This is a genomic window from Mesorhizobium sp. P2_D6 (assembly GCF_056404315.1).
This window is the reverse complement of sequence record NZ_JBFUEG010000021.1, coordinates 1-23,498: the sequence shown is the minus strand read 5'-3', so window position 1 is coordinate 23,498 and position 23,498 is coordinate 1. Positions and strand designations below refer to the sequence as shown.

At 62.6% G+C, this 23,498-nt stretch carries 29 protein-coding genes and 1 pseudogene; 15 read left to right on the top strand and 15 right to left on the bottom strand.

Annotated elements, in window-relative coordinates; genetic code table 11:
- Positions 1-55: 55 nt before the first annotated feature.
- On the top strand, positions 56-1,120 hold the full coding sequence (locus AC1D1L_RS29085) for a serine hydrolase domain-containing protein (protein ID WP_477344698.1): 1,065 nt from the start codon (positions 56-58) through the stop codon (positions 1,118-1,120).
- A gap of 5 nt (positions 1,121-1,125) precedes the next feature.
- Here the strand turns inward: AC1D1L_RS29085 and AC1D1L_RS29080 are convergent, their stop codons facing one another.
- The 6 genes from AC1D1L_RS29080 to AC1D1L_RS29055 form a co-directional block, all read right to left on the bottom strand.
- A complete protein-coding gene (locus tag AC1D1L_RS29080; protein WP_477344696.1) occupies positions 1,126-1,533 on the bottom strand; it encodes a DoxX family protein in 408 nt (135 codons plus the stop codon).
- A gap of 140 nt (positions 1,534-1,673) precedes the next feature.
- A complete protein-coding gene (locus AC1D1L_RS29075) occupies positions 1,674-2,096 on the bottom strand; it encodes a DoxX family protein (protein ID WP_352559521.1) in 423 nt (140 codons plus the stop codon).
- Between the two features lie 123 nt (positions 2,097-2,219).
- A complete protein-coding gene (fumC, locus tag AC1D1L_RS29070; protein ID WP_477344693.1) occupies positions 2,220-3,617 on the bottom strand; it encodes a class II fumarate hydratase in 1,398 nt (465 codons plus the stop codon).
- A 413-nt stretch (positions 3,618-4,030) separates the two neighbouring features.
- On the bottom strand, positions 4,031-4,987 hold the full coding sequence (locus AC1D1L_RS29065) for an IS5 family transposase (RefSeq protein WP_477344691.1): 957 nt from the start codon (positions 4,985-4,987) through the stop codon (positions 4,031-4,033).
- 97 nt (positions 4,988-5,084) lie between these two features.
- Positions 5,085-5,846: an SDR family NAD(P)-dependent oxidoreductase gene (locus tag AC1D1L_RS29060; protein WP_477344689.1), complete on the bottom strand. Its 762-nt coding sequence runs from the start codon at positions 5,844-5,846 to the stop codon at positions 5,085-5,087.
- A gap of 126 nt (positions 5,847-5,972) precedes the next feature.
- The gene (locus AC1D1L_RS29055) at positions 5,973-6,746 is read right to left on the bottom strand and encodes an NIPSNAP family protein (protein WP_477344687.1); all 774 of its coding nucleotides are present in this window, start codon (positions 6,744-6,746) and stop codon (positions 5,973-5,975) included.
- 83 nt (positions 6,747-6,829) lie between these two features.
- On the opposite strand from AC1D1L_RS29055, the gene AC1D1L_RS29050 reads away from it, so the two are divergent.
- On the top strand, positions 6,830-7,516 hold the full coding sequence (locus AC1D1L_RS29050) for an LmrA/YxaF family transcription factor (protein ID WP_477344685.1): 687 nt from the start codon (positions 6,830-6,832) through the stop codon (positions 7,514-7,516).
- Positions 7,517-7,534: 18 nt separating this feature from the next.
- On the opposite strand, the gene AC1D1L_RS29045 is transcribed toward AC1D1L_RS29050, so the two are convergent.
- On the bottom strand, positions 7,535-8,128 hold the full coding sequence (locus tag AC1D1L_RS29045; RefSeq protein WP_477344683.1) for a hypothetical protein: 594 nt from the start codon (positions 8,126-8,128) through the stop codon (positions 7,535-7,537).
- Positions 8,129-8,237: 109 nt separating this feature from the next.
- Between AC1D1L_RS29045 and AC1D1L_RS29040 the strand changes: the two genes are divergently transcribed.
- Positions 8,238-9,356 (top strand): metallophosphoesterase, encoded by a 1,119-nt coding sequence (locus AC1D1L_RS29040; RefSeq protein WP_477344681.1) that lies wholly within the window; start codon positions 8,238-8,240, stop codon positions 9,354-9,356.
- Between the two features lie 58 nt (positions 9,357-9,414).
- Here AC1D1L_RS29040 and AC1D1L_RS29035 read toward each other — a convergent pair whose 3' ends face one another.
- Positions 9,415-9,594 carry a CsbD family protein gene (locus AC1D1L_RS29035; protein WP_352590276.1) on the bottom strand — a complete coding sequence of 60 codons (180 nt, stop codon included), beginning with the start codon at positions 9,592-9,594 and terminating at the stop codon, positions 9,415-9,417.
- Between the two features lie 164 nt (positions 9,595-9,758).
- Between AC1D1L_RS29035 and AC1D1L_RS29030 the strand changes: the two genes are divergently transcribed.
- From AC1D1L_RS29030 to AC1D1L_RS29000, 7 genes are all read left to right on the top strand, one after another.
- Positions 9,759-10,412 carry a glutathione S-transferase family protein gene (locus tag AC1D1L_RS29030; protein ID WP_477344679.1) on the top strand — a complete coding sequence of 218 codons (654 nt, stop codon included), beginning with the start codon at positions 9,759-9,761 and terminating at the stop codon, positions 10,410-10,412.
- Positions 10,413-10,887: 475 nt separating this feature from the next.
- Positions 10,888-11,097 (top strand): cold-shock protein, encoded by a 210-nt coding sequence (locus AC1D1L_RS29025; protein WP_023671502.1) that lies wholly within the window; start codon positions 10,888-10,890, stop codon positions 11,095-11,097.
- Between the two features lie 293 nt (positions 11,098-11,390).
- Positions 11,391-11,615, top strand: coding sequence for a hypothetical protein (locus AC1D1L_RS29020; RefSeq protein ID WP_112562407.1), 225 nt, complete (start codon positions 11,391-11,393; stop codon positions 11,613-11,615).
- The gene (locus AC1D1L_RS29015; RefSeq protein ID WP_192252739.1) at positions 11,615-12,022 is read left to right on the top strand and encodes a hypothetical protein; all 408 of its coding nucleotides are present in this window, start codon (positions 11,615-11,617) and stop codon (positions 12,020-12,022) included. Before AC1D1L_RS29020 ends, AC1D1L_RS29015 begins: the two co-directional genes overlap by 1 nt.
- Position 12,023: 1 nt before the next feature.
- Positions 12,024-12,191 carry a hypothetical protein gene (locus tag AC1D1L_RS29010; RefSeq protein ID WP_352590281.1) on the top strand — a complete coding sequence of 56 codons (168 nt, stop codon included), beginning with the start codon at positions 12,024-12,026 and terminating at the stop codon, positions 12,189-12,191.
- A gap of 46 nt (positions 12,192-12,237) precedes the next feature.
- Positions 12,238-12,654 (top strand): YkgJ family cysteine cluster protein, encoded by a 417-nt coding sequence (locus tag AC1D1L_RS29005; protein WP_477344813.1) that lies wholly within the window; start codon positions 12,238-12,240, stop codon positions 12,652-12,654.
- 161 nt (positions 12,655-12,815) lie between these two features.
- Positions 12,816-13,427: a LysE family translocator gene (locus AC1D1L_RS29000; RefSeq protein ID WP_477309573.1), complete on the top strand. Its 612-nt coding sequence runs from the start codon at positions 12,816-12,818 to the stop codon at positions 13,425-13,427.
- A gap of 18 nt (positions 13,428-13,445) precedes the next feature.
- Here AC1D1L_RS29000 and AC1D1L_RS28995 read toward each other — a convergent pair whose 3' ends face one another.
- The 3 genes from AC1D1L_RS28995 to AC1D1L_RS28985 are packed head-to-tail and all read right to left on the bottom strand — an operon-like array spanning position 13,446 to position 15,181.
- The gene (locus AC1D1L_RS28995; RefSeq protein ID WP_477344677.1) at positions 13,446-13,832 is read right to left on the bottom strand and encodes a nuclear transport factor 2 family protein; all 387 of its coding nucleotides are present in this window, start codon (positions 13,830-13,832) and stop codon (positions 13,446-13,448) included.
- Between the two features lie 17 nt (positions 13,833-13,849).
- Complete coding sequence (locus AC1D1L_RS28990; RefSeq protein ID WP_477344675.1) at positions 13,850-14,299, bottom strand: OsmC family protein; 450 nt, start codon at positions 14,297-14,299, stop codon at positions 13,850-13,852.
- Positions 14,300-14,347: 48 nt separating this feature from the next.
- Complete coding sequence (locus tag AC1D1L_RS28985; RefSeq protein ID WP_477344673.1) at positions 14,348-15,181, bottom strand: zinc-dependent alcohol dehydrogenase family protein; 834 nt, start codon at positions 15,179-15,181, stop codon at positions 14,348-14,350.
- 277 nt (positions 15,182-15,458) lie between these two features.
- Between AC1D1L_RS28985 and AC1D1L_RS28980 the strand changes: the two genes are divergently transcribed.
- Positions 15,459-16,070 carry a TetR/AcrR family transcriptional regulator gene (locus AC1D1L_RS28980; RefSeq protein ID WP_477344671.1) on the top strand — a complete coding sequence of 204 codons (612 nt, stop codon included), beginning with the start codon at positions 15,459-15,461 and terminating at the stop codon, positions 16,068-16,070.
- A 229-nt stretch (positions 16,071-16,299) separates the two neighbouring features.
- Here AC1D1L_RS28980 and groL read toward each other — a convergent pair whose 3' ends face one another.
- The 3 genes from groL to AC1D1L_RS28965 form a co-directional block, all read right to left on the bottom strand.
- On the bottom strand, positions 16,300-17,955 hold the full coding sequence (gene groL, locus AC1D1L_RS28975; RefSeq protein ID WP_112564873.1) for a chaperonin GroEL: 1,656 nt from the start codon (positions 17,953-17,955) through the stop codon (positions 16,300-16,302).
- Positions 17,956-18,018: 63 nt separating this feature from the next.
- Complete coding sequence (groES, locus tag AC1D1L_RS28970) at positions 18,019-18,315, bottom strand: co-chaperone GroES (RefSeq protein WP_006203049.1); 297 nt, start codon at positions 18,313-18,315, stop codon at positions 18,019-18,021.
- A 185-nt stretch (positions 18,316-18,500) separates the two neighbouring features.
- A complete protein-coding gene (locus AC1D1L_RS28965; protein WP_477344669.1) occupies positions 18,501-19,298 on the bottom strand; it encodes a class I SAM-dependent methyltransferase in 798 nt (265 codons plus the stop codon).
- Positions 19,299-19,535: 237 nt separating this feature from the next.
- Between AC1D1L_RS28965 and AC1D1L_RS28960 the strand changes: the two genes are divergently transcribed.
- Positions 19,536-20,234, top strand: a complete 699-nt coding sequence (locus tag AC1D1L_RS28960) for a hypothetical protein (RefSeq protein ID WP_477344667.1) — start codon at positions 19,536-19,538, stop codon at positions 20,232-20,234.
- A 10-nt stretch (positions 20,235-20,244) separates the two neighbouring features.
- Here the strand turns inward: AC1D1L_RS28960 and AC1D1L_RS28955 are convergent, their stop codons facing one another.
- Complete coding sequence (locus AC1D1L_RS28955) at positions 20,245-20,871, bottom strand: TetR/AcrR family transcriptional regulator (RefSeq protein WP_477344665.1); 627 nt, start codon at positions 20,869-20,871, stop codon at positions 20,245-20,247.
- Between the two features lie 158 nt (positions 20,872-21,029).
- Here AC1D1L_RS28955 and AC1D1L_RS28950 point away from each other — a divergent pair, with 158 nt between their 5' ends.
- The 3 genes and pseudogenes from AC1D1L_RS28950 to AC1D1L_RS28940 all read left to right on the top strand — a co-directional run.
- Positions 21,030-22,217, top strand: coding sequence for an MFS transporter (locus AC1D1L_RS28950; protein ID WP_477344663.1), 1,188 nt, complete (start codon positions 21,030-21,032; stop codon positions 22,215-22,217).
- A 103-nt stretch (positions 22,218-22,320) separates the two neighbouring features.
- On the top strand, positions 22,321-23,256 hold the full coding sequence (locus AC1D1L_RS28945) for a bifunctional helix-turn-helix transcriptional regulator/GNAT family N-acetyltransferase (RefSeq protein WP_112564881.1): 936 nt from the start codon (positions 22,321-22,323) through the stop codon (positions 23,254-23,256).
- A gap of 76 nt (positions 23,257-23,332) precedes the next feature.
- Positions 23,333-23,498 (top strand): annotated as a pseudogene (locus AC1D1L_RS28940) (IS5/IS1182 family transposase); the annotation flags it as partial.

Genomic DNA, 23,498 nt, shown 5'->3' with positions numbered 1-23,498 from the left:
CCTCGGTAAGACAATCTGGATTCGTGACGGCGGGGCAAACGCGGAGCGGAAATCCATGAAAAGCGCAGAACCATTGTCCCCGACCGAATCCCCAGCCGAAACGCTCGGTTTCGATCCGGCGATCAAGCGCAAATTGCTTGCCGGCATCGAGTCCGGCCTGTTGCGCGACCTGCATGTCGTTCTCGCCGCCCGTTCCGGGAGCGTCTTCCTCGATCACTACACGCAGGGCAATGACGACGAATGGGGTCGCCCGCTTGGGCAAGTCGCCTTCAATGCCGACGCACTGCACGATCTGCGCTCGGTCACCAAGAGCATTGTCAGCCTGATTTATGGCATCGCGCTCGATAGGGGACTGGTGCCGCCACTCGAAGCAACGCTTTTGGCGCAGTTTCCGGAATATGCCGATCTCGCCGTGCACCCGGCTCGCGCCAGGATCACTATCGGCCATGCGCTGACGATGACGCTTGGCATGGAATGGGATGAAAACCGCCCCTACAGCGATCCACTGAACAGCGAGATCGCGATGGAACTCGCCCCCGATCGCTATCGCTTCGTCCTCGATCGCCCGATCATTGCCGAGCCCGGAAGCCGCTGGATCTATTCCGGTGGCAGCGTTGCGCTCATTGGCGCGATCATCGCGAAAGGCACCGGTCAATCGCTGCCGGACTTTGCCCGCGATGCGTTGTTTACGCCGCTCGGCATCGAGCGCTTTCACTGGTCGGCCGGCAATGACGGCGTCGCTTCAGCGGCGTCCGGGCTCCGGTTGACCGCGCCGGATCTTCTGAAGATCGGCCAGATGCTTCTTGGCAAGGGTGTTTGGAACGGACAAAGGATCGTGTCCGAGGGCTGGATTGAGGCGTCGTTCGCGCCTGCAATCTCGACGCCGGACGGCCCGGGTTACGGCCGGCTGTGGTTCATCGGCGATGCGCCGGCGCCGGCATTTGACGCGCCAAAACCCTGGTATGCCGGCTTCGGCAATGGTGGCCAGCGGCTTTGGCTGATGTCCGAGGCCGACATCGCGGCCGTGATCTATGCCGGAAAATACGATGCCTGGGATGCCTGGGTGACGCCGACCCGTGTCTGGCGCGAGATCATTTTGGCAAATCTCCAGCGCGCCTGACGCAGTCAGGCCGCGGCGTGGCGTCCATCGATCGACCAGGCGCCTGCACCAGCCATGGCCAGCGCCAGGAAGCCGCCGGCGATGGCAATGTCCTTCATCAGCATCTGCTGGTGCAGGAAGGCGAGCATAGGATCGTCGCCACCCTGGCCGTAATGGCCGATGGCGCCCGCGACGATGCAGAAGGCGGCAAGCAACAGGGCCACGACCGGCGTCTGAAAGCCGACCAGGATCAACAGCCCTGCGATCAGCTCGAACAGCCCTGTGCCCCAGGCGGCAAGCGTCGGCAGCGGCATGCCGAGGCCGGCGAAATAGCCTGATGTGCCGGCAATGTCGGCAAGTGCATGGTAACCGGACGGGATGAACAGCGCGGCGAGCAGCAGCCGGGAAAGCAGGAGCAGTGCATCGCGGGGCATGGTCGTCTCCGTTGTCTGTCCGCCAGCTGTTCTGCCACCGATCCTAGCAGCGGTGGGATGCGGGCGCGCGTATAGACAGATAACGAAAAAGCGGCGCGGAAAATTCCGCGCCGCTTTTTTCAGGCTTGGGAGGGGAAAGCTCAGCCGCGCTTGGCGTCGATCGAGTAGGCGCCCGGGCCTGAGGAAGCCAGCACAAGGAAACCGCCGCTGATGGCGACGTTCTTCAGGAAATGGATCATCTGATTCTGGTCGGCCCAGCCGGTATGGGCCACAAGAGCCGTCGCGATGGTGAAGATGGCGAGCACCCAGGCGGCGATGCGGGTCTGGAAACCAACGAGGATGGCAATGCCGCCGAGCAATTCGATCAGGCCGACGACAATGGCCGTTACGGTCGGCACCGGCAGACCCATGGCGCCGAAGTAGCCGGCGGTGCCGGAAATGGCGGTGAGCTTGCCGAAGCCGGAAAGCAGGAAGATGGCGGCAAGCAGGATGCGGCCGAGCAGGATGGTGGTGGAACTGTTGGACGCGGTGCTGGCGCCGGCAGTGGAAGTGTTGATGGACATGGTGGCTCTCTCCGGGAGGTTGCGAATGCCTCTTGAGATAGTCCAGGCTGACTGTTCACCAAAGATACCCATTCGGTGACAGTTCGTTCACCGGGATAACGCTTTTGTGATCGAGCGTGGTTTTCAGCCCGGATGCGTCATGTCCTCGGGCCGCACCAGCCGGTCATAGTCGGCGGCGCTGACCAGCCCGGTGGCCAGCGCTTCCTCGCGCAAGGTCGTGCCTTTCTTGTGCGCGGTCTTGGCGATCTTGGCGGCATTGTCGTAGCCGATGGTCGGGGCGAGTGCGGTTACCAGCATCAACGAGCGGTCGAGTGCCGCCTTGATGTTGTCTTCGCGCGCTTCAATGCCGACGACGCAATTGTCGGTGAAGGAAATCGAGGCATCGGAGAGCAGCTGCACCGACTGCAGGAAATTGTAGGCCATCAATGGGTTGTAGACATTGAGCTCGAAATGACCCTGGCTGCCGGCGAAGGTCAGCGAAGCATTGTTGCCGAACACCTGTACGCAGACCTGCGTCATCGCCTCGCACTGCGTCGGGTTGACCTTGCCCGGCATGATCGAGGAGCCCGGCTCGTTTTCCGGCAGCGACAGTTCGCCAAGGCCGGAGCGCGGGCCAGAACCGAGGAAGCGGATGTCGTTGGCGATCTTGAAGAGCGCCGCGGCGGCGGCGTTGATGGCGCCATGCGAGAACACCATGGAATCATGCGCGGCAAGCGCCTCGAACTTGTTCGGCGCGGTGACGAAGGCGATGCCGGTGATGGCGGCGATGCGGTCTGCCACCTTTTCAGCAAAACCCACCGGTGCGTTAAGGCCGGTGCCGACCGCGGTGCCGCCCTGCGCCAGTTCCTGCAGGCCCGGCAGCGTCATCTCGATGCGATTGATCGAGGAGGCGACCTGCGCGGCATAGCCCGAAAATTCCTGGCCAAGCGTGAGGGGGGTGGCGTCCTGCGTATGGGTGCGGCCGATCTTGATAATGTGGGCGAAGGCCTTGGACTTGGCCTCGAGCGCGGCGTGCAGATGCTTCAGCGCCGGCAGCAGGTCATGCACGATACGCTCGGCGCAGGCGATATGCATGGCCGTCGGATAGGTGTCGTTCGACGACTGGCTCATATTGACGTGGTCGTTGGGATGCACCGGCTTCTTCGAGCCCATGACGCCGCCCAGAAGTTCGATCGCCCGGTTGGAGATCACCTCGTTGGCGTTCATGTTGGACTGCGTGCCCGAGCCGGTCTGCCAGACCACGAGCGGGAAATGGTCGTTGAGCTTGCCGTCGATGACCCCCTGCGCCGCCTCGATGATCGCCTTGCCGATGGCCGGATCGAGCCGTTTCAGCTCCATATTGGCTTCCGCCGCCGCCCGCTTGACGATGCCCAGCGCGCGCACGATCGAGGCCGGCTGCTTTTCCCAGCCGATCTTGAAATTGCCGAGGGAACGCTGCGCCTGCGCGCCCCAAAAACGGTCGGCGGCGACCTCGATGGGGCCGAACGTGTCGGTTTCGGTTCTGGTCTTGGCAGTGGTCACTTGTCTCTCCGACGATCGAATTCGGCAACGGCGTATCGCGTTGCACAAATCGCTTCAAGCGAAGATTGCGAAGGGCGAGGATGCGAATCGGTTGAAGGAGCGCAGCTAATCTCCCCCTCGAGGGGGAGATGCCCGGCAGGGCAGAGGGGGGCGTGAAGGATCGCCAACCTTGTTCTCCCTGCCGCCATGGGAGAACAAGCCTGAGGTGTCATCGCGATCGATTGAGATGTCGGAGGGACAGCGCCCCCCTCTGTCCTGCCGGACATCTCCCCCACGAGGGACCTGTTGCACAGTTTGAGGTGCGCGACGGCGGGATGGGAATGCAGCCGGTCGTCACTTGCGCTTGGGGATTGAGGCCTGGTTTTGGGGTTTGAGGTGTCGGTTCGGCCCGTACGGCCGAGCTGCAGGCGCACCTATCCCGTGATGGCCGCCCATCGGCGCATGTTGAAGGCGATGGCCGCCATCGTCACTTGAGCGGTAGCCTTGGCCAGTCCGATGTAGCGGATCGTGGTCAGCTTCATGCGGTTCTTGAGCGTAGCGAAGGTGGTTTCCACCGCCGCTCGCCGTCTGGCGATCAGGCGATTGTAGCGCTTGAGCCGTGCCGGCAGCGCATGATGCTTGTTGGGACGGCGCGCAATGCGCACCTTCTTGCCCTGTGCCTTCAATCGGGCGCGGCGGGCATGGGTGTCATAGGCGGCATCCGCCCACACCGTCTTCTCGTCGCCGCAGATCAAGGCATCGGCCATCACCGTGTCGTTGACGTTGGCCGGTGTGGTGATCACCGTGCGGATCAGGCCCGAACCCTCATCCACCCCGACATGAGCCTTGTAGCCAAAGGTAAAGCCATCCTTGCCCTTGCGCATGGTGGGGCGGGCGTCTGCGTCCTTCGACGGCCGCTCGGGTGTCGGCGGTGCCGAGACCGCATCGATCAGCGTGGCGTCCAGCATCGTCCCACGCTTCAGGATCACACCGGCCTTCTCCAGCTGCCGGTCCAGTTCGCCAAACAGCTTCTCCATCAGCCCTTCGCCGACAAGCAGGTTGCGAAAGCGCGACAGAACCGTGTGATCGGGGACCGTGTCGTCCAGCCCAAGCCCGGCAAAGCGCCGGAACGACAGCCGGTCGCCGAGTGCTTCCTCCAACTCGCGATCAGACAAGCCATAGAGCGATTGCAACAAAAGCGCCTTGAACAGCACCAGTGGCGGCCAGGCTGCCCGACCCGGCCCGCCATCCCGCAGCCGGTTAAGCATCTTCTCAAACCGATACCACTTCACCAGCCCCGACAGGCGGTCGAGCGGCGAAGAACCGCCCGCAAGCTTGTCGCCCAGAAATGCCTCCACCAAGCTCAACTGACCCGTCCGCTTAACTGCCATTGTGACTCTCCCGGCCTTTCGCCTTCAGAGAATCACAACCAGCCAATTACGCAACAGGCCCTCAAGGGGGGAGATCGGCAACTTTGCCGACCGCTTCTCACCCCGCCGTATATCCCCCATCCACGGCAAATATCCCGCCGCTGGTCCACGCCGCTTCGTCGCTGGCGAGATAGACCGCAATGCCGGCAAGGTCGCTGGTCTGACCGATGCGGCCGAGCGGGTAGCTGCGCTCGACATAGGCTTTCAGCTCCGCCTGTGCTTCGGCCGGCAGGTTTTCGATCGACTTGCGCCGCATGGCGGTGTCAACCGTGCCTGGTGCGATCGCATTGACCCTGATGCCGCGCGGGCCGAGCTCGAAGGCCAGCGACTTGGTCAGTGAGTTCAGCGCGCCCTTGGATAGCGAATAGAGGCTCGACGGTCGTTTCGGGATCATCTTGCTGGCGAAGTAGGACGAGATGTTGATCACCGAGGCGCCCGCGCCGAACTGCAGCAGTAGCCGCTGGGTAAGGAAGAACGCCGCCGTCACATTGAGCGCGAAGGATTGCTGGAACTGGTCCCCGGTGACGGTCTCGAACGGCACCAGATAGGCGACGCCGGCATTGTTGACGAGGATGTCGAGCGGGCCGGTTGCTTTCGCGCGCTCAACCACGGCATCGATGCCGGAAGAGGTTGAAAGATCGGCCGACTGGGTCTCCACGCTGCCTGCGGCCGTCAGTTTCTGGCGTGCCGCTTCGAGCTTTTTGGTGTCGCGGCCAACGATCAGTACTTCGGCGCCTTCACGCAAAAAGGCTTCCGATATGGCTAGGCCGATGCCATCCGAACCGCCGGTGACCAGTGCCCGTTTGCCAGAAAGTCTCATTGAAGGCCAAGTCGCATCGGATGCTCTCGCTGTTCCAGGTCAGGAAAGCAATGCCGATCGGCGATTGCGGTCAAGCCGCCGGCCTATCGCTCAGTATGAACTTCGGTAGGTCCCGTCCCGATCCAGTTACCGCAGCAGCGATTGCGACGTCGGCGACAGGCGCAAAGTTTCAGTCGGCCTAGTCGTATCGGCCGCTTGCTGAAACGACTGCCACCATGGCGAGGCGGCAAGCGCTGCGTCATGGCGACCATGCGCTTCGACGCTGTCGAAAGCCGTGACGGCGATGAAGACGTTTTCGCCCAGGCGCACCGGCAAGCGGGGAAAGCTGTTTTCGGCATATTCTGTGATGAAGGCGCCGAGCAACCGCCCGCCGGCGGCGGCAAGGATCGGAACGGTATCCGTTTCGAAATTGCCGGCGAAATCGGCCTCGGCGCCAGGCCGCAGATGATGAATCCGGATGACAACAACACCGGTCAAGCGATTGTCTGTGCTCGGCTTTCCTTCCTTTGGCAAAGCACCTCGCTGCGCGCCAGACAGGTCGAAACCGGCGCCTGGCCAGGCCGGCTTCAAGAGCAGCACATCGTCGGAATCGATCATCGTCGCATTGGCGGCGTCGCGGTGCGCCGCCCATACCGGCCCGTCATAGAAGGCGGTGAGCGCCTCCTTCCGCGCGTCCATGTCGCCAAAACCGCGCAGCCAGACGAACATGTCGGGCCGGTCGAGGTCGCGGAACTGACCGATGATGGTCATGCCGGCATCTTCCTGGCCTTCGATGAACTGGCTGTCGAAGATATCGATCAGCGTCTCGCGCCGTCCCGGCTTCAGCGTGTATTGCCGCAACTCGACCACAGGCGAGGCAAACAGGCTGGAGGCCGCAGAGGCATCCAGGGGCAGGTTCATCGCATCGTCTCCAAAACAGGATGATCATCCGGTTTATAAAACAGACCGGTTGTCCTGTTTTGTCAATCTGCTATCGTTCGCAAATGTCAGCAGAGATTGCTCAGGTCCCAAAAGGGCCGCCGCGAAAACGCATCAACGATCCCGAAGGCCTGCGCAACAAGGTGCTCGATGTCGCCGAAGCGTCGTTCCAGGCGCGCGGCTATCATGGCTCCGCCCTTGGCGAGCTGATGGCTACCGCCGGTGTCACCGGCGGCGCGCTGCATCACCATTTCCCCACCAAGAAGGCGCTCGCCTTGGCGGTGATCGAGGAGCGGGTGGCTGCCGCCCTGGAGGAGACCTGGATCGGTCCGGTAAGGGCGGCTGATACGGCGCGCGAAGGCGTGCGCGCAGTCTTCGAGGCGGTGGCGGCTGAATTAGAGCAGCAGGGCTTCGTTCGCGGCTGTCCGCTCAACAATCTGGCGCATGAATTGTCGCTCGCCGATTCGGATTTCCGTGCCGCCCTTGCACGAATCTTCGCCGAATGGCGTCAGGCGATCGCCGACAAGATCAGGGCCGATCAGCAGGCGGGGAGGGAGCAAGGCACCGATCCCGAACGCTTTGCGGCATTTGCCGTCGCCGCCTATTCCGGCGCAATGGCGATGGCCAAGACGGCGCAGGATGCTTCCGTATTGCGCGATTGCCTGGCCGAACTTGAGGGCAGCCCAATGCCGCCATTCCGGAGCGCAGCGAAGCGACGTCGCAGGATCCTGCTGCGGCCGGGAAAACCTTGAGCCCAGACCAGCGCCGTTCTAGTTGGCAAGCGACTTGATCGTCGTGTAGCCGTTCACCGATTCCGCGCTGGTGCCTTCATCGTAGCGCCGGGCGAGTGCCGCTTGCAGATCGGGCGCATAAAGCGCGGTGAATGTGTCCAGCGTCTCGCCGGCTCCGTTCTTGAAGGTCTCCTTGACGGCCAGCACGTTGTATTTGCAGCCGCCGACGCTGAACGTCTCCTTGCCCTTCACGACCAGGCTCAGCGTCTTGGTGCTCTTCGGCTGCTTGTTCGGCGACAGCTCGACAAATTCAATCGTGCTCTTTGCCCCCGTCTTCAGCGGAAACAGTTTTCGCAGATCGGAAAACGGGATCGTCGCCACCCGACCTGTATCGCTGTCGCGAAACACTTCGACCAGGCCGCCGAACAGGAACTGTGTCTGCGGCGATTGCGATTCATAGGTGTTGGCGACGGAGACCATGCCGCCGGCCACCGGCCGAAACTCGCTGCGAATGCCGGGCATTTGCAGCACGAAGCCGGCCTTCGCCGATTTTGCGTCGACGCAATCGGCGGCATACACCACACCCGGCGGCAGCAACCCAGCCAGCACCATGCCTATCGAAGCAACTTTCATGAAATCCTCCTCTGCCCGCGCACAAAAAATGCCAGAGCCACAGTGCTGTGTCGACCTGCCATGCGTGGCAACTGGACGGCAGGGCGCCGGCTGTGCTGAAACTCAGACCATGAATCGCATCTCGACCCGGCGCAAATTCCTCGCACAGGCAGCCGGCCTTGCCATGGCTGGCATGCTGCCGCGCGCCGCTCTCGGCCAGACCGGAAAGCGTATCCAGCCGATCGACGCCACCTTCTTGTTCATCGCCGATGTCCATGCCTGTCGCATGGCGAGCGGCCTGAGCCCCAATTGCCTGCAGGAAGGCAAGACCGATGCCGCGCTGTTGCGCAATGTCGCGGCCCTCAATGGCTTGGCCGACCGGCAATGGCCGGCCGAGATCGATGGTGTTGCGACCGGCCTGCGTTCGGCCGGCAGCCGCATCGGCGCGCCACTCGGCCTCGTCGTCGGCGGCGACATCACCGACGATGGCGGCGGCCAGATCACCGAACCCAGCGAAGGCACGCAGCTCTTGCAGTTCAGCCAGCGCTACAGCCAGGGCATCGGCCCGGACCGTGTGCACATGCCGGTCTATGTCGGGCTGGGCAACCACGATCTCGACCAGAACGGCTCGCCGCCGCATGTCGACTGGTACCGGCGTGAATTGCGCGACTATGTCGAGGTCAACCACCGCCCGGGCGTGTTCTTCAAACCGCCAGTGCCGGCCACCGAATACGATGTCGACACCGACTGCTATTCCTGGGACTGGGGCGGCCTGCATCTGGTCCAGACGCATCGATTTGCCGGCGACACCGGCCACGGCGCGGTGAGCAGCCTGCCATGGCTGAAGCAGGATCTGGCAACCTACGTCGCGGACGGCCGTCCCGTCATCCTGTTCCAGCACTATGGCTGGGATACTTTTTCGGTCGAGCGCTGGGACCCGGCCAAGCGCACCTATGACGATGACGGCTCAGGCGCGCCGCATTGGTGGAGCGAGGCCGACCGGCAGGCGTTGCTTGCAGCGCTGAAAGGCTACAACGTCATCGCCATCTTCCATGGCCACCAGCACGAAGTGCCGATGATCTACAACAGCGACGGTCTCGACCTGTTCAAGCCGAAGGCCGCCTATATGGGTGGCTTTGCGCTGGCGAAAGTAACCGACGAGGCCATGGATGTGGTGCTGGGCGAGGCCACCGGCGACCATGGCGAGGTCAAGTTCACCTACGCCTTCAGCAAGAAACTGACCTTCTGACAGCGCGCACGAAAAAGGCGGCCTTGAGCCGCCTTCTTCATTGCCTGCAAAGATCGGATCAGAACGCCTTCTTGACCTTTTCCTTCACGTCGCCATAGGCCTTCTGCACCTTGCCGGCGATCTTGTCGGCCGTGCCTTCGGCCTCGGTCTGCCTGTTGCCAGTCGCCTTGCCGGCAGCCTGCTTGACGGAACCTTTGACCTGTTTGACCACGCCGGCAACCTGATCCTTGTTCACCATCTTTGCATCTCCTGGGATTTCATTTGCAGGAGGCAAACGGGCAGGCGTGGCTTAGGTTCCCCGGACAGCAAATCATCGTCGCATTGGTTGCCTATCTGGTCGCCTGGATGCTTGCCGCCATCGTATGAGCGGCTAGTGTGACGAAAATTTTGGGGGAGACCGTCTTGGCCGAATTCACGCTCATCATCGCCAACAAATGCTTTTCATCCTGGTCGCTGAGGCCATGGGTGGCGATGAAGCATCTGGAGATACCATTCGAGGAAGGCTTCGTTCGCCTGCGCACGCCCGAGACCTTTGCCAATCTGGCGAGAGTGTCACCGACCGGCCTCGTGCCGATCCTGAATCACAACGGCAGGATCGTCTGGGAAACCCTTGCCATCCTTGAATATCTGGCCGATCTGTTTCCGGAGAAAAAACTCTGGCCGCAGGATATCGGCGCTCGTGCCTTGGCCCGTTCGGTGGCGACCGAGATGCATTCCGGCTTTCGCGAGGTGCGCTACGGCTGGCCGATGAATTTGCGCCGGCCCAAGGGGCACAAGCCGCTCGACGCCGAAGGCGAACTGCAGCGGGCGCGCATCGAGACGATCTGGCGCCAGTGCCGGGAACAATACGGCAAGGGCGGTCCGTTCCTGTTTGGCCATTTCACCGCGGCTGATGCCATGTACGCACCGGTCGTCACCCGCTTCGACATCTATGGCGGCGAGCTTGCGACCGACACACGCTCCTATGTCGATGCGGTGCTGGCAACGCCGGCAATGCGGCACTGGTATGCGGAAGCGGCGAAGGAGACGTGGCCGGAACCCGGCCCGGACGAATAGGTCGACGGATGGTCGACTGAGACATCCCTGATCCGGGAGAGAGTCTAAATAGGGCGGTCGAACGCCGAAAAAGCCCGGCACATACAAAGAACGCCTCTCGCACCGTTTAATGTGCGGGAGGCGTCCTGTTGCCAGCATTCTGAGATTGCTCTCTGTAGTGCTGACACCATAAAAATGCGCCGGCTTGGGATTGGTTCCGGCTTTGGTGCTTTTTTTTACGCCCGCCTTACCCTGGCTCGCCAGTTGAGGCGTCACGGCTCGGCATCCCCAGGTTGAATTCTGGCCGCAGGAAAACCAGAAATTGACTCGGTGCCAAAAGAAGTCTACAAGACATATGTCGATATTTGTTTGACCGACTTTTGTTATCCGCGCACGCACGCGCGCCTTTGACGAACTTCCCCATCAAAAATCGAGACAAACGCTGTTGTGCAGTCGCACAATGGTGAACGAATATTTGCCAGGGAAAGGGTTCTTCATGGCCACCGGCACAGTGAAATGGTTCAACGCCACCAAAGGTTTTGGTTTTATTCAGCCTGACGACGGCTCCGCCGACGTTTTCGTCCACATCTCGGCCGTAGAGCGCGCCGGTATGCGTGACATCGTCGAGGGTCAGAAGCTCGGCTACGAGATGACCCGCGACAACAAGTCGGGCAAGATGTCCGCCGACCAGTTGAAGGCGGCCTGATAGGGAATTCGGCCTTCCGGTGACCACGGATGTACTGGCACCGATGAAAGGCTGAAAGGAGTGCCTTGCGCATCCAACTGGATGCGCGGCGCTTCCATGGAAGGTCAGGCGGTGCCTGGCCTTTTTCATTTTGCGTGTCATGCCGCTAAAAGTGCGCTGCACGCCGGCCGGAACGTGCTAAGGGACGCTCCAGCAATCTGAACCGCCCGTATTGCCCCGATGCCGTACTGCTTTGGTCGTGACCGAAGACCGGTCTCGCTCTATCGGCATCAGGCTCCCGACAGGAGAAAGTTTTGACCACTCAATCGAAGACCGCCGACCAGGCCGGCTCGCTGTTCAGCAAGACGCAAACCCAGTCGATGTCGCTCAACCGCATCCTGTCCGAGCGTGATGCCGTCAGCGAGGCGCGCGAAGCCAAGACCGCACGCTTGCGCGAACTGCGCAAGGAAAAGGAAGCCGACGAAATGGCAGCGGCCGCCGCCCTTGCGGCGCTGCCGAAGCGGGCAGGCAAACGCTGATGGCTACCAAGCGCGTGCCGCCTACACCGATCGATGCCGATTCGACCATTGCGTCCATGGTCGAAGGCCTGGACAAGCCGGTCGAATATGTCCGCCGCGTGCTGGAAAAGCTCGAGCGCTGCAAGCGCGCGCATGGCGATGCCCAGGTGCGCGTCGGCGTGCGCGGCCGCGCCGAAGCCCCGAACTACCTGATCGAATATGTCCGCGAGGACAAAAAGACCCTGGAGCGGGTGACCTACCAGGATGCCGCCTATAGCGGCAGCACGCATCGCGAACTGGCGGCACACCACATCGCGGAGGCCAGGAACTGGTCGCCCGAGGAAATGAACATCACGGCGGTCTCGGCGCTGATCGGCCGCTTGCGCAATCCGCGCGCACCATCATCGCGTTTTTCCGACGAGGACTGACATGGCCATAAAATTCTCTGCCAAGGACCAGCCGGCAGCGACGGCTGCCGCTGCAAAGCCGGCCAAGCCCGCTGCCGCGCCGAAGGCCGCTGAGGCCACGGAGGCCGCGACCGACCTGTTCAAGTCGCCGGCGGACGCGCCGAAGGGCAAGGCAGGCAAGAAGAAATAGCGCCTTGCCGCAAGCTGCCGGTCATCCCGCCATCGCGCCCGCCGACTTGGCTGACGCACTAGACTTTTCGTCTGGCGATGAGGGCGCGGTCGTAATCTTCGATTGCCAGAGCTGCGGCGCCTGCTGTTCCTATTCAGCCGAATGGCCACGCTTCTCGACCGAGGACGATGCGCAGCTCGACCGGATTCCGGAAAAATTCGTGGCGGCTGACCTGTCCGGCATGCGCTGCGACGGTGTCCGCTGTTCGGCGCTGACCGGCGAGGTTGGCAAGCACACGGCCTGCGGCATTTACGAGATCCGCCCTGATGTCTGCCGCGCCTGCATGCCCGGCGGCGACGATTGCCTGATGGCGCGCAAGGCGCACGGGATGGCGCTCGAACTGCCAATCTCCCCCCACGTGGGGGAGATGCCCGGCAGGGCAGAGGGGGGCGCTGTCCCGCCGGCCTCTCGGCCAGACGATTGAGGGCTTCGAACGATCGGAAGACAGTGGCGTAGGCGATCCTTCGCGCCCCCCTCTGGCCTGCCGGCCATCTCCCCCACGAGGGGGGAGATCAAGCTCACCACCGCTTGCCTCGTCCCGCATCCCCCGATAGCTTCCACGCCGGGCAGGGCGTTGGAGGATCCATGAGCATCGAATTCCTGCTGACGTCGCTGATCGTCGTGGCTTCGCCCGGCACCGGCGTTCTCTATACGCTGAGCGCCGGGCTTTCACGCGGGGTGCGCGCCTCGATCATTGCTGCTTTCGGCTGCACGCTCGGCATTATCCCGCACATGGCCGCCGCCATCACCGGCCTGGCGGCGCTGCTGCACACGAGCGCTGTCGCCTTCGAGACCCTAAAGTATCTCGGGGTTGCCTATCTCCTCTACATGGCCTGGAACACGTTGAAGGAGAAGGGCGGCTTGAGCGTCGACGAAAACGCAGCACCCCGTTCCGCCGCCAAGGTCATCACCTCCGGCATCCTGATCAACATCCTCAACCCAAAGCTGTCGATCTTCTTCTTTGCCTTCCTGCCGCAATTCGTCAGCACCACCGAACCGAACGCTTTCGCGAAAATGCTCGAACTCTCGAGCGTCTTCATGCTGCTGACCTTCGTCGTGTTCGTGGCTTACGGCATCTTTGCCGCCTCGATCCGCAGCCACGTCGTGTCGCGGCCGATGGTGCTGACCTGGATGCGTCGCACGTTCGCCGGCGCGTTCGTCATGCTCGGCGCCAAGCTGGCGCTGGCCGACCGGTAGGAAAGACGGGGCGCGGCGCTACCCCTTCACATAGCCCATCGCCTCGACGATCAGCCCATCTGCGACGCGCATCAGGTTGACGCCGCGGATGGAGTTGCCGTCGGCCATGAAATAGCGCCAGCGGATCGTTGCCCGCTCACCGGCAACACACGTTTCCTCAAGGTCGAAGCGCGTGCCGGGCTGGGTGGCGATTGCCGACCATAGGGCAACGCATGCCTCTTTGCCGGCATGGCGGGCGCCGTCCGGCGCCGGCACCGTGTTTTCGATGACGCAGTCCTCGGCGACCAGTTGGCCGAGCGCCGATGGATCGTGCAACTGGAATACATCGTTGAAGCGCTGCATGATTTCGGCGGTCTGCCTGGAGCGGTCGTCCGGATGAATGTTCGTGATGCTGTTCTGGTCCATTTCATATCTCCTGGTTTTCATTGTTTCGTGGCAGTGGTGGCGACGAGCTCGGCCTTGAGCGCGATGTTCGCAACGCCGGCCAAAGCGCGAGAGACGAGGCAGGTCGTCTTGGCCGTCTCCGCCATGCGCTGGAATTCGGCAGGCTCTAGGCCCGGGATGTCGGCTTGCGTTTCGAGCTCGATGCGGGTGATCGTCGGCCCCGCGGCGGTCGCACCGAGATGGACCTTGGCGACGGTGCGGATGGTGCGGGCAACGTGGCCGTCCTGGCCGAGGATGAAGGTCAGCGCCATCGAGAAGCAGCCGGCATGGGCCGCGGCTATCAGTTCTTCCGGGTTGGTGCCTGGGCCGTTTTCAAAGCGCGACGGAAAGGAATAGGCGCCTTCAAAGACGCCGCTGCCCAGCCGCAGCCGGCCGGCACCTTCCTTCAGCGTCCCTTGCCACTCTGCCTGGGCTTCACGGATGGTCATGGTCGTTCTCCTGGGATCGAGGTTGAAAATGACGGGTGGGCAAACGGGTCAGGCGCCGTCGATGACAACCTTCCCGAAGACGTCGCCCTGCTGGAAATAGCGGTAGGCTTCGGCGCCCTCGGCAAAGGGGAAGACCTTGTCGATGACGGGCTTCAGGCGATGCTGGGAGACGGCGCGCAGCATCGCTTCGAGGTTCGTCCGGCTGCCGACGAACAGGCGGCTGATGGTGACGAGGCTGCGCTGATAAAGCGCTGCCGGCATCTCGATCGATCTGCCTTTGGCGTCCTGCAGCGTCAGCAGCACGATGTGCCCGTAAAGCGTGCTGGCAATCAGCGACTGCGCGAAGGTGGCCGGGCCGCCGGTTTCAACGACCAGGTCGATGCCACCTGTCTGCTCGCGCACCCAGCCGCCCCATTCCGGCGTGTCGGTGCTGGAGACAACGAGGTCGGCGCCCAGCGCCCGCAGCCTGTCGGCCTTCTCGGCGCGCGACGTGACAGCCACGACGCGACAGCCTGCGAGTTTGGCGAACTGCAGCGCAAACAGCGCTACGCCACCCGAACCGATGACCAGAACCCATTGACCTGGTTTGAGAATTCCGGGACCCGTCACTGCATTCCAGGCCGTCACGCCGGCGCAGGTCAACGTCGCCGCCTCGTGCCAACTCAGATGACCGGGCAGGCGCGCCGCCCATTGCTCGTCGAGCACGGCATATTCGGCCAGCATGCCGTCCAGCGTGCAGCCGAGCTGGTCGATTAGCCCGGCATTGATGCGGCCGTCGATCCAGCGGGCGAAATAACTGCCGGTGACACGGTCGCCGACGGCAAAGCGCGTGACCTGATCGCCAACAGCGACGACCTCACCGGCGCCGTCGCTGAGCGGCACGACTCCCATGGCGCGGCGTCAGCGGATAGGTTCCGCCCAGGATCATCGTGTCGCGGCGGTTGAGCGAGGTGGCACGAACGCGGATCACAATCTCATGCGGTTTCGGTTCTGGCCGAGCCTCGTCACGCATCGCCAAGGAATCGGCCCCGCCGGATCCTTCGAGACGGTAGCTGCGCATATCGCTCTCCAAAAGTATGTAGACTGATCTACATATTATGTAGACCGGTTGTCATATTTTGCGCAAGGCCTATAATGGCCGCTCCTGACAGAGGCTGACATGGCAAACGACACCCGCACCCGCATACTCGAGACGACGGCGCTGCTGCTCAGGCAGCGCGGCTATCACGGCACTTCGCTCAACGATATCTTGAGCGCCAGTGCTGCACCGCGCGGCTCGCTCTACTTCCATTTTCCTGGCGGCAAGGACCAGTTGGTCATCGAGGTGACGCGCGACAGCGTCGCCGGCGTGACGAAAAGGCTGGGCGAGGCGCTTGCCGCCGAGAGCGATCCGGCGGTGGCCGTCCACCACATCTATCAGTCGGTAGGACGCATGCTGGAGGAAAACGAGTTTTCACTGGGCTGTCCGATCGCGCCGGTGGTGCTGGATTCGCCGACCGACGTGCCGGAACTGGCGGAACTTTGCCGATCGGCTTTCGAGCAATGGATAGGTCTTCTGCAACAGGCCTTTGTCAGGGCAGGGGTGACCGAGCGCCGCGCGCATGCCCTGGCGCTGCTGGTCGAATCCTCGCTGGAAGGGCTGATGGTGATTGCGCGGGCCACCCGCGACCGCTCGGCGCTGGCTGTCGTCGCCGACGAGGTCGCGGCTCTCGTCAAAGGCGCTGTGCTGACTGGAGGAGAGACGCAGCGACGTGCGGATGCCGCCGTCTGAACCTCGGTAGCCAACCTAAACGCAGAAAGGGCGCCTTTCGGCGCCCTTTCCGTATGCACAAGCCAGGTTGGCTGGATTAGAAATCCATGCCGCCACTCAAGCCCGCTTGCGGGCTTGAGCAACTTTAGCTCATGGGCGTGCTTTATGGACTTCTTAGAAATCCATGCCGCCACTCAAGCCCGCTTGCGGGCTTGAGCAACTTAGTTCATGGGCGTGCTTTATGGACTTCTTAGAAATCCATGCCGCCCATGCCGCCCATGCCGCCGCCGCCCATGCCGCCGGGCATGCCGCCGCCAGCCGACTCCTTCTTCGGAGCCTCCGCGATCATGGCTTCGGTGGTGACGAGCAGGCCGGCGACCGAAGCCGCGTCCTGGAGAGCCGTGCGAACGACCTTGACCGGGTCGACGATGCCCATGGCGATCATGTCGCCATACTCGCCGGTCTGGGCGTTGTAGCCGTAGGTCGCGCCCTTGTTGTCGAGGATCTTGCCGGCAACGATCGAAGCTTCCGCACCAGCGTTCGAGGCGATCTGGCGGGCCGGAGCCTGCAGAGCACGACGGACAATGTTGATGCCGGCAGCCTGGTCGGCATTGGCGCCGGCAGCCTTGATGTTGGCCGAAGCGCGCAGCAGCGCGACGCCACCACCAGCAACGATGCCTTCTTCCACGGCCGCGCGGGTCGCGTTGAGGGCGTCATCGACGCGGTCCTTCTTTTCCTTGACTTCGACTTCCGTCGCGCCGCCGACGCGGATCACCGCAACGCCGCCCGCCAGCTTGGCGAGACGTTCCTGCAGCTTCTCCTTGTCGTAGTCCGACGTGGTCTCTTCGATCTGCTGCTTGATCTGGGCAACGCGGCCCTGGATCTCGGCCTTCTTGCCGGCGCCGTCAACGATGGTGGTGTTCTCCTTGGAGATCGACACCTTCTTGGCGCGGCCGAGCATGTTGAGGCCGACGTTCTCGAGCTTGATGCCGAGGTCTTCCGAGATGACCTGGCCACCGGTGAGGATGGCGATGTCTTCCAGCATGGCCTTGCGGCGATCACCGAAGCCCGGAGCCTTGACGGCGGCGATCTTCAGGCCACCGCGGAGCTTGTTGACGACCAGCGTGGCCAGGGCCTCGCCTTCGACGTCTTCCGAGATGATGAGCAGCGGCTTGGAGGTCTGCACGACGGCTTCGAGAACCGGCAGCATGGCCTGGAGGTTGGAGAGCTTCTTCTCGTGCAGGAGGATGTAGACGTCCTCGAGCTCGGCAACCATCTTGTCGGCGTTGGTGACGAAGTAGGGCGAGAGATAGCCGCGGTCGAACTGCATGCCTTCGACGACTTCCAGCTCGGTCTCGGCGGTCTTGGCTTCCTCAACCGTGATGACGCCTTCGTTGCCGACCTTCTGCATCGCTTCGGCGATCATGGCGCCGACCGACTCGTCGCCATTGGCCGAGATCGTGCCGACCTGGGCAACTTCCTCGGAGGTCTTGATCTTCTTGGCAGCCTTGCCGAGAGCCGCGACGACTTCGGTCACGGCCAGATCGATGCCGCGCTTCAGGTCCATCGGGTTCATGCCGGCGGCAACCGCCTTGTGGCCTTCCTGGACGATCGACTGCGCCAGAACGGTCGCGGTCGTGGTGCCGTCGCCGGCGATGTCGTTGGTCTTCGAAGCAACTTCGCGGACCATCTGCGCGCCCATGTTTTCGAACTTGTCCTCAAGCTCGATTTCCTTGGCGACGGTGACGCCGTCCTTGGTGATGCGCGGGGCGCCGAACGACTTGTCGATGACGACGTTGCGGCCCTTGGGGCCGAGCGTGACCTTCACCGCGTCGGCAAGGATGTTGACGCCGCGCAGCATGCGCTCACGGGCATCGCGGGAGAATTTTACGTCTTTGGCAGCCATGTTTTAGCTCCTGGCAGGGGCTTGCGATCAAGCCCGAAATTTAGTTGACGGTGAGGCCGATAATCAGCCGATGATGCCCATAATGTCGGATTCCTTCATGATCAGAAGGTCTTCGCCATTGAGCTTGACTTCGGTGCCCGACCACTTGCCGAACAGGATGCGGTCGCCAGCCTTGACGTCCAGGGGAACCAGCTTGCCAGCTTCGTCACGAGCGCCGGAGCCGACGGCGATGATCTCGCCTTCCTGCGGCTTTTCCTTTGCCGTATCCGGGATGATGATCCCGCCGGCGGTCTTGGATTCGGATTCGACCCGGCGAACGACCACGCGGTCATGAAGCGGGCGGAACTTCGACTTTGCCATTTTTTCTTCCTCGAATGAGAACGGTGAGAACAGTTCCTCCATCCGGCGATGCCGGACATGCGTTAGCACTCACCAAGGGAGAGTGCTAACGTGGCGCTGAAATAGGCGCGTGGCTTTCGAGAGTCAAGGCGAGCGGTGGGCTCAATTTGCTCTAATTTGAGCCCTGCCGTGGTCTGACGGGAAGCCTAGCGACGCCTCGGCGATCCAAGCACCAGCAGAGGGCATCGTTCCGCCAGCGGATAGGAGCCGCTCGGCACGACGCGCACGTCGCCGAACCACCCACTCGCCTCATCGACCAGCACGGCCAGCGTCGCGAAGCTGTAGCTTACGTCGGAGCCGGCATAGACGTCGATCGTGTTGATCGAGGCGATGCTCCATCCCGTCCGCGCGGCAAGGGCCTCGCGGTCGGGGAACAGGCCGTCGAATGTGTCGCGGATCATTCGCACCTGGATCGCGAAATCCGGGCCGCCCGTGGTGCACGCCATGGCGATCCGCCATTTGAGCGCATGGAAATTCTCGATCGCACCGGCCAGCACCTGGGCTTCAATGCTGGCCAGATCCTCGGTCGTTTCCGGAGCGGCGAAAACGCGGATCGCGGCACGCCCGCCGGGTCTCAGGACCCTGGCGATTTCGCCATGCAGGCGATTGCGCGCCGCCTTCGAGGCGACGGCGGACAGGCATCCGTCGCCAATGACTGCCTCGGTGCTGGCCCCGGCAACCGGCAGATCCAGCCAGTTTCCAGCCATCGCGCTGCGCGAGGTATTGTCGCCAGCCCATACGCCCGAGATCATGGCCGCCGACTGGTCGACCGCCAGCATCGATCTGCCAAGCACTGCAAGTTCCGGCGTCACCCCCAGGAGCAGGACATCGGCATTTGCCAGGCTGACTTCGCGCTCGAATATACCAACGGTTTCCGGCGTCGGCCGAAGCGGCGCGTCCAGAAGCCTCCAGTGACGGTGATAATTGTCCCAATGATTTGTCATGCTGCCTTTGCAGAGTCCGAGACGTCTGGCTTTTGGTGTTCACAGTCGCCTATTAGAAAATTGCAGAAAATCAAAAGGCTGTCTGTGGCACGTATTGTCGTCGTAACGCATGAGCACGATCGGTTCCAGAGCGGCCGCAACCTCTTACTGCGCAGGTCGAGCCCCTATATGCTTTTCGATGTTCTCGAAGAACTGAAAAGGCGCGGTCATTCGGTCCGGATCCAGCAAGGCCCGGCCATGACGCACAGTGCCGACATCGCAATTCTACATGTCGATGCAACCGTTACACCGGCGGATTATCTCGACTATGCGCGGGGTTTTCCATTCTGCCTCAATCTCGCAACGGCCGACATCTCCAAGCGACGGGTCAGCGGCGCGTTGCTAACGCATGACGACGCCTGGCAAGGCCCGGTCATCGTCAAAACCAATCTCAACAATCAGGGCATTCCGGAGACGTTCCTCAACCGGCGATCCTGGCGCGCGGGCAAGCAGCCACCTTTTCCCGATGTGCAGGGGCTGCAGCCCTACGAGGTCTACGAGTCTCTTGGCGACGTCCCGGATGGCGTCTTCGGCGACGACGATCTGGTCGTGGAAAAGTTCATTGCCGAACGGGAACCCGATGGCTTCGCAATGCGGTTCTGGGTGTTTTGCGGAGAGAGCGAGCGTTGCACCCGCTACGTGTCACCAAACGGCCTCGTCAAGGCATCTGAAACGATCCGACGTGAGCCTGTCCCTGTTCCTGACGAGATCCGCGAGTGGCGACGAGAACTCGGCTTCGACTACGGCAAATTCGATTTCGTCATGCATGAGGGCAGGGCGATCCTGCTCGATGCCAACAAGACGCCGGGCCGTCCCAAAAACCTGGTGAAAATGTTTGCGGCCGGCGCCGCCAATCTGGCCGACGGCTTCGAGGGCCTCATGCACCGGGCGCGATAGGCCTTCTCGCCTAAAGAAACTGGCGCAACTGCGTATGGATGATCGACCGGTAGTCCTCGATCGTATGGCGGCTTTCCGTTTCGTCCTGGGTCAGCGCCATGCGCACGACGCCTCCGGCAAGCTGGAAGATCAGGAAGACCATGCGCCCGAACTCCTGGCGCCGTTCGGCCGCGAGAAACGGACCGACATGATCGCAGAACATCGCCGCCTGGCGCCGGGTTTCGGCGATATCCAGATTTTGCAGCGCCTTGTCGGCCTGGATGGCGTTCTGCAGGTCCTGGATGGCCGGGTCACCGGCGACACGTTCATAGTAATCGTCGAGCAGCCGGTCGGCGGCGGCGATGACGTCGCTCAGTCCGCCAATGTCGGCAACGATCACGGCAAGCCGGGCGCGGCTCACTTCCGAGAAACGCTCGTAGAGCATCGCCAGGATCGCCGACTTGTTTGGGAAGTAATGATAGACGGTGGCGATCGGCCCGCCGGCCAGCGCGCCGACTTCCTTCATGGTGACGGCGTCGATGCCCTTTTCGCCGATCAGCCGCATGGTGGTCGACAGGATGGCGTCGATGCGCTCGCGGCTGCGCTCCTGCTTGGGCCTGCGCCTCGGTTCGGTCGCCGTTCTCACTGTTTCGTTCATGCCGCCACCCTCTCGATCGTCAAGACCATCGATCCCCAGCCTTGCTGATGCCGCGCCTCACCAATGATTGACAAACGAATATGATCGAGTATCAGCTTCTAAATACTGACAGATTGTCAGTTTTTGTGCCGTCAGGCAAGGACGTTTGGGAGACGCCCGTGACTTCTGTTCGTAATGCCGATGCCGGAAACGGCGACTGGCTGGTCGGCAACCCGACGGGGGCGCAGCTTGCCTCGGCGCTGTGGATCGGCTCGGTTGGCCTACTCATTCTCGGCCTGCAGCCGGTGCTGCTTGGCGCGCTCTACACCGAGGGACATGTCAGCGGCGACGAACTCGCTCTGGTCGCCACGGCGGAGATGATCGCCATCGGCATCGGCTCGGCGGTCATCGCGATGCTGCTCTCCGCGCGCAATATGCGTTGGAAGAGTGCGGTCCTTCTGGTCCTGCTGGCGCTGGCGAACTGGGCAACCGCCTATGCGGTCAGCCCGAATTCGCTGATTGGCGCCCGCACTGTCGCCGGTCTCGCCGAAGGTGGCCTGGTGGCGGTCGCCACCGAACTGATCGCCCGCTCGCGCCGGGCCGAGCGCATCGGCGGCTATTTCGTCACCATCCAGACCCTGGCGCAATGCGCGCTGGCGCTGCTGCTGGCGCTTTACGTCATCCCGGCTGCCGGATCGGCGGGCGGCTTCATCGTTCTTGCCGTCGTCTGCATCGCCTCGCTGGCGGTCGCCTTCATCGTCCCGGATAACTATGCCGACCTGCCGAAGGAGGAGAATTTCGGCAATGTGCTGACCGTGCCTTCGATCACCGCTCTGCTGTGCGTCTTCTGCTACTTCATGTTCTTCGGCTCGGTCTGGGCTTTTCTCGAGCCGCTCGGCGCACAATACAGCATCGACGGCCGCACGGTCGGCCTGATCGTCTCGGCCAGCCTCGCGGTCCAGGTCCTGGGCGCCATGACGGCCACTGTCTTCGAGGCGCGCATCGACTACCGCATCGCCATCGTGGCGATCGGCGTGGTCGCCGTCGCCTGTTCCGCAGTGCTGGCCAGTAGTCCAAGCCTGACGATATTCTGGGCCGCCGCGCTGGTCATGGGCTTCATTCTTCTGTTCATCGTGCCTTATCAGATCCGGCTGGCGATCACCGCCGACGAGACGCGCACGGCAGTGCTCCTGGTGCCGGCTGCCCAACTCTTCGGTCTGGCCATCGGGCCGATCGCGGCATCGCTGCTGATCGACGGCAAGGACTTTCGGCCGGTACCGGAATTCGCCGCCGCGAGTGCCGCGGCCAGCGTCGTAATGCTTGGTCTGTTCATACTGGTCGCGCGCCGCCGCCGCGCCATCGCCTGACCGAAACCATTCGTTCCCGAAGACACGATGGCGTGAGCGTTCAGTCACGATACTTGACTAAGTCAAATAAATGATCGATCGTTCTGGGGCAGGAGGCTGGCCCATGACGATCCATCATCAACCCGGCAAGGAACGCATCGACGCGGTGCGGGCTTTCAACCGCTTCTACACCCGCCAGATTGGTCTGCTCGACGAAGGCCTGCTGAAAAGTGCCTTCTCGTTGACCGAAGCGCGGGTGCTTTACGAACTGGCGCATCGCGACGGCCTGACGGCCACTGATCTCATTCGCGATCTCGGCCTCGACGCCGGCTATGTCAGCCGCCTCCTGAAGAAGTTCGAGCACTTGCAGCTGATTTCGCGCACGGCGCTGGCGTCGGATGCGCGGCAATCGTCGATCACGCTGACGCCGGCGGGGCGGCAGGCCTTCGCGCCGCTGAACCGGGGTTCGCACGACCAGGTCGCGGCCTTGCTGGGGCGGCTCCCGGCTGCCGAACAGGACCGGCTGGTCAAGGCCATGCAGACGGTGCAGCAGCTTCTGGGCGAGAGCCCGGAGCCCAAAGTTCCCTACATGCTGCGACCCTTGCAGGTCGGCGACATAGGCTGGATTGTCCGCCGTCAGGGCCAGATCTACGCGCAGGACTATGGCTGGGACGAAACCTATGAGGCGCTGGTCGCCGAAATCCTCGGCGCCTTCGTAAAATCCTTCGATCCAAAATGGGAGCGCAGCTGGATCGCCGAGCGGCAAGGGGAGGTGGTCGGCTCGGTCTTCGTCGTGCGCAAGTCGGACGAAGTGGCAAAGCTGCGCCTGCTCTATGTCGAGCCTTCGGCGCGGGGCCTCGGTATCGGCAAGCGGCTGGTCGAGGAATGCATCGGCTTTGCCCGCGCCAAGGGGTACAAGACATTGACCCTGTGGACCAACGACATACTGACCGCCGCCCGCCACATCTACGAGAATGCCGGCTTCAAGCTGGCCGACGAAGAGCGCCACCACGCCTTCGGCAAGGATCTGGTCGGCCAGAACTGGAACCTGGAGCTTTAGCAGGCTGTTGAAGAAGTGCTGGCGCGGGTGTTTGGGTCGTGATTCACTGATCCCGAGATGATTTGGGGATTTTTGGATGCGCGGCTCAGACGAACGGACAGGTTCGCTGTTTTCGTATGTCGACCTTGAGGCGCGGGTTCGCCGCGACCATCCGTTGCGAGTGATACAGGAGATCGTGAACGCGGCTCTCGTTGCGATGGACCGAGATTTTGCTGGGCTCTATCGGCCGGGGCTCGGCCGCC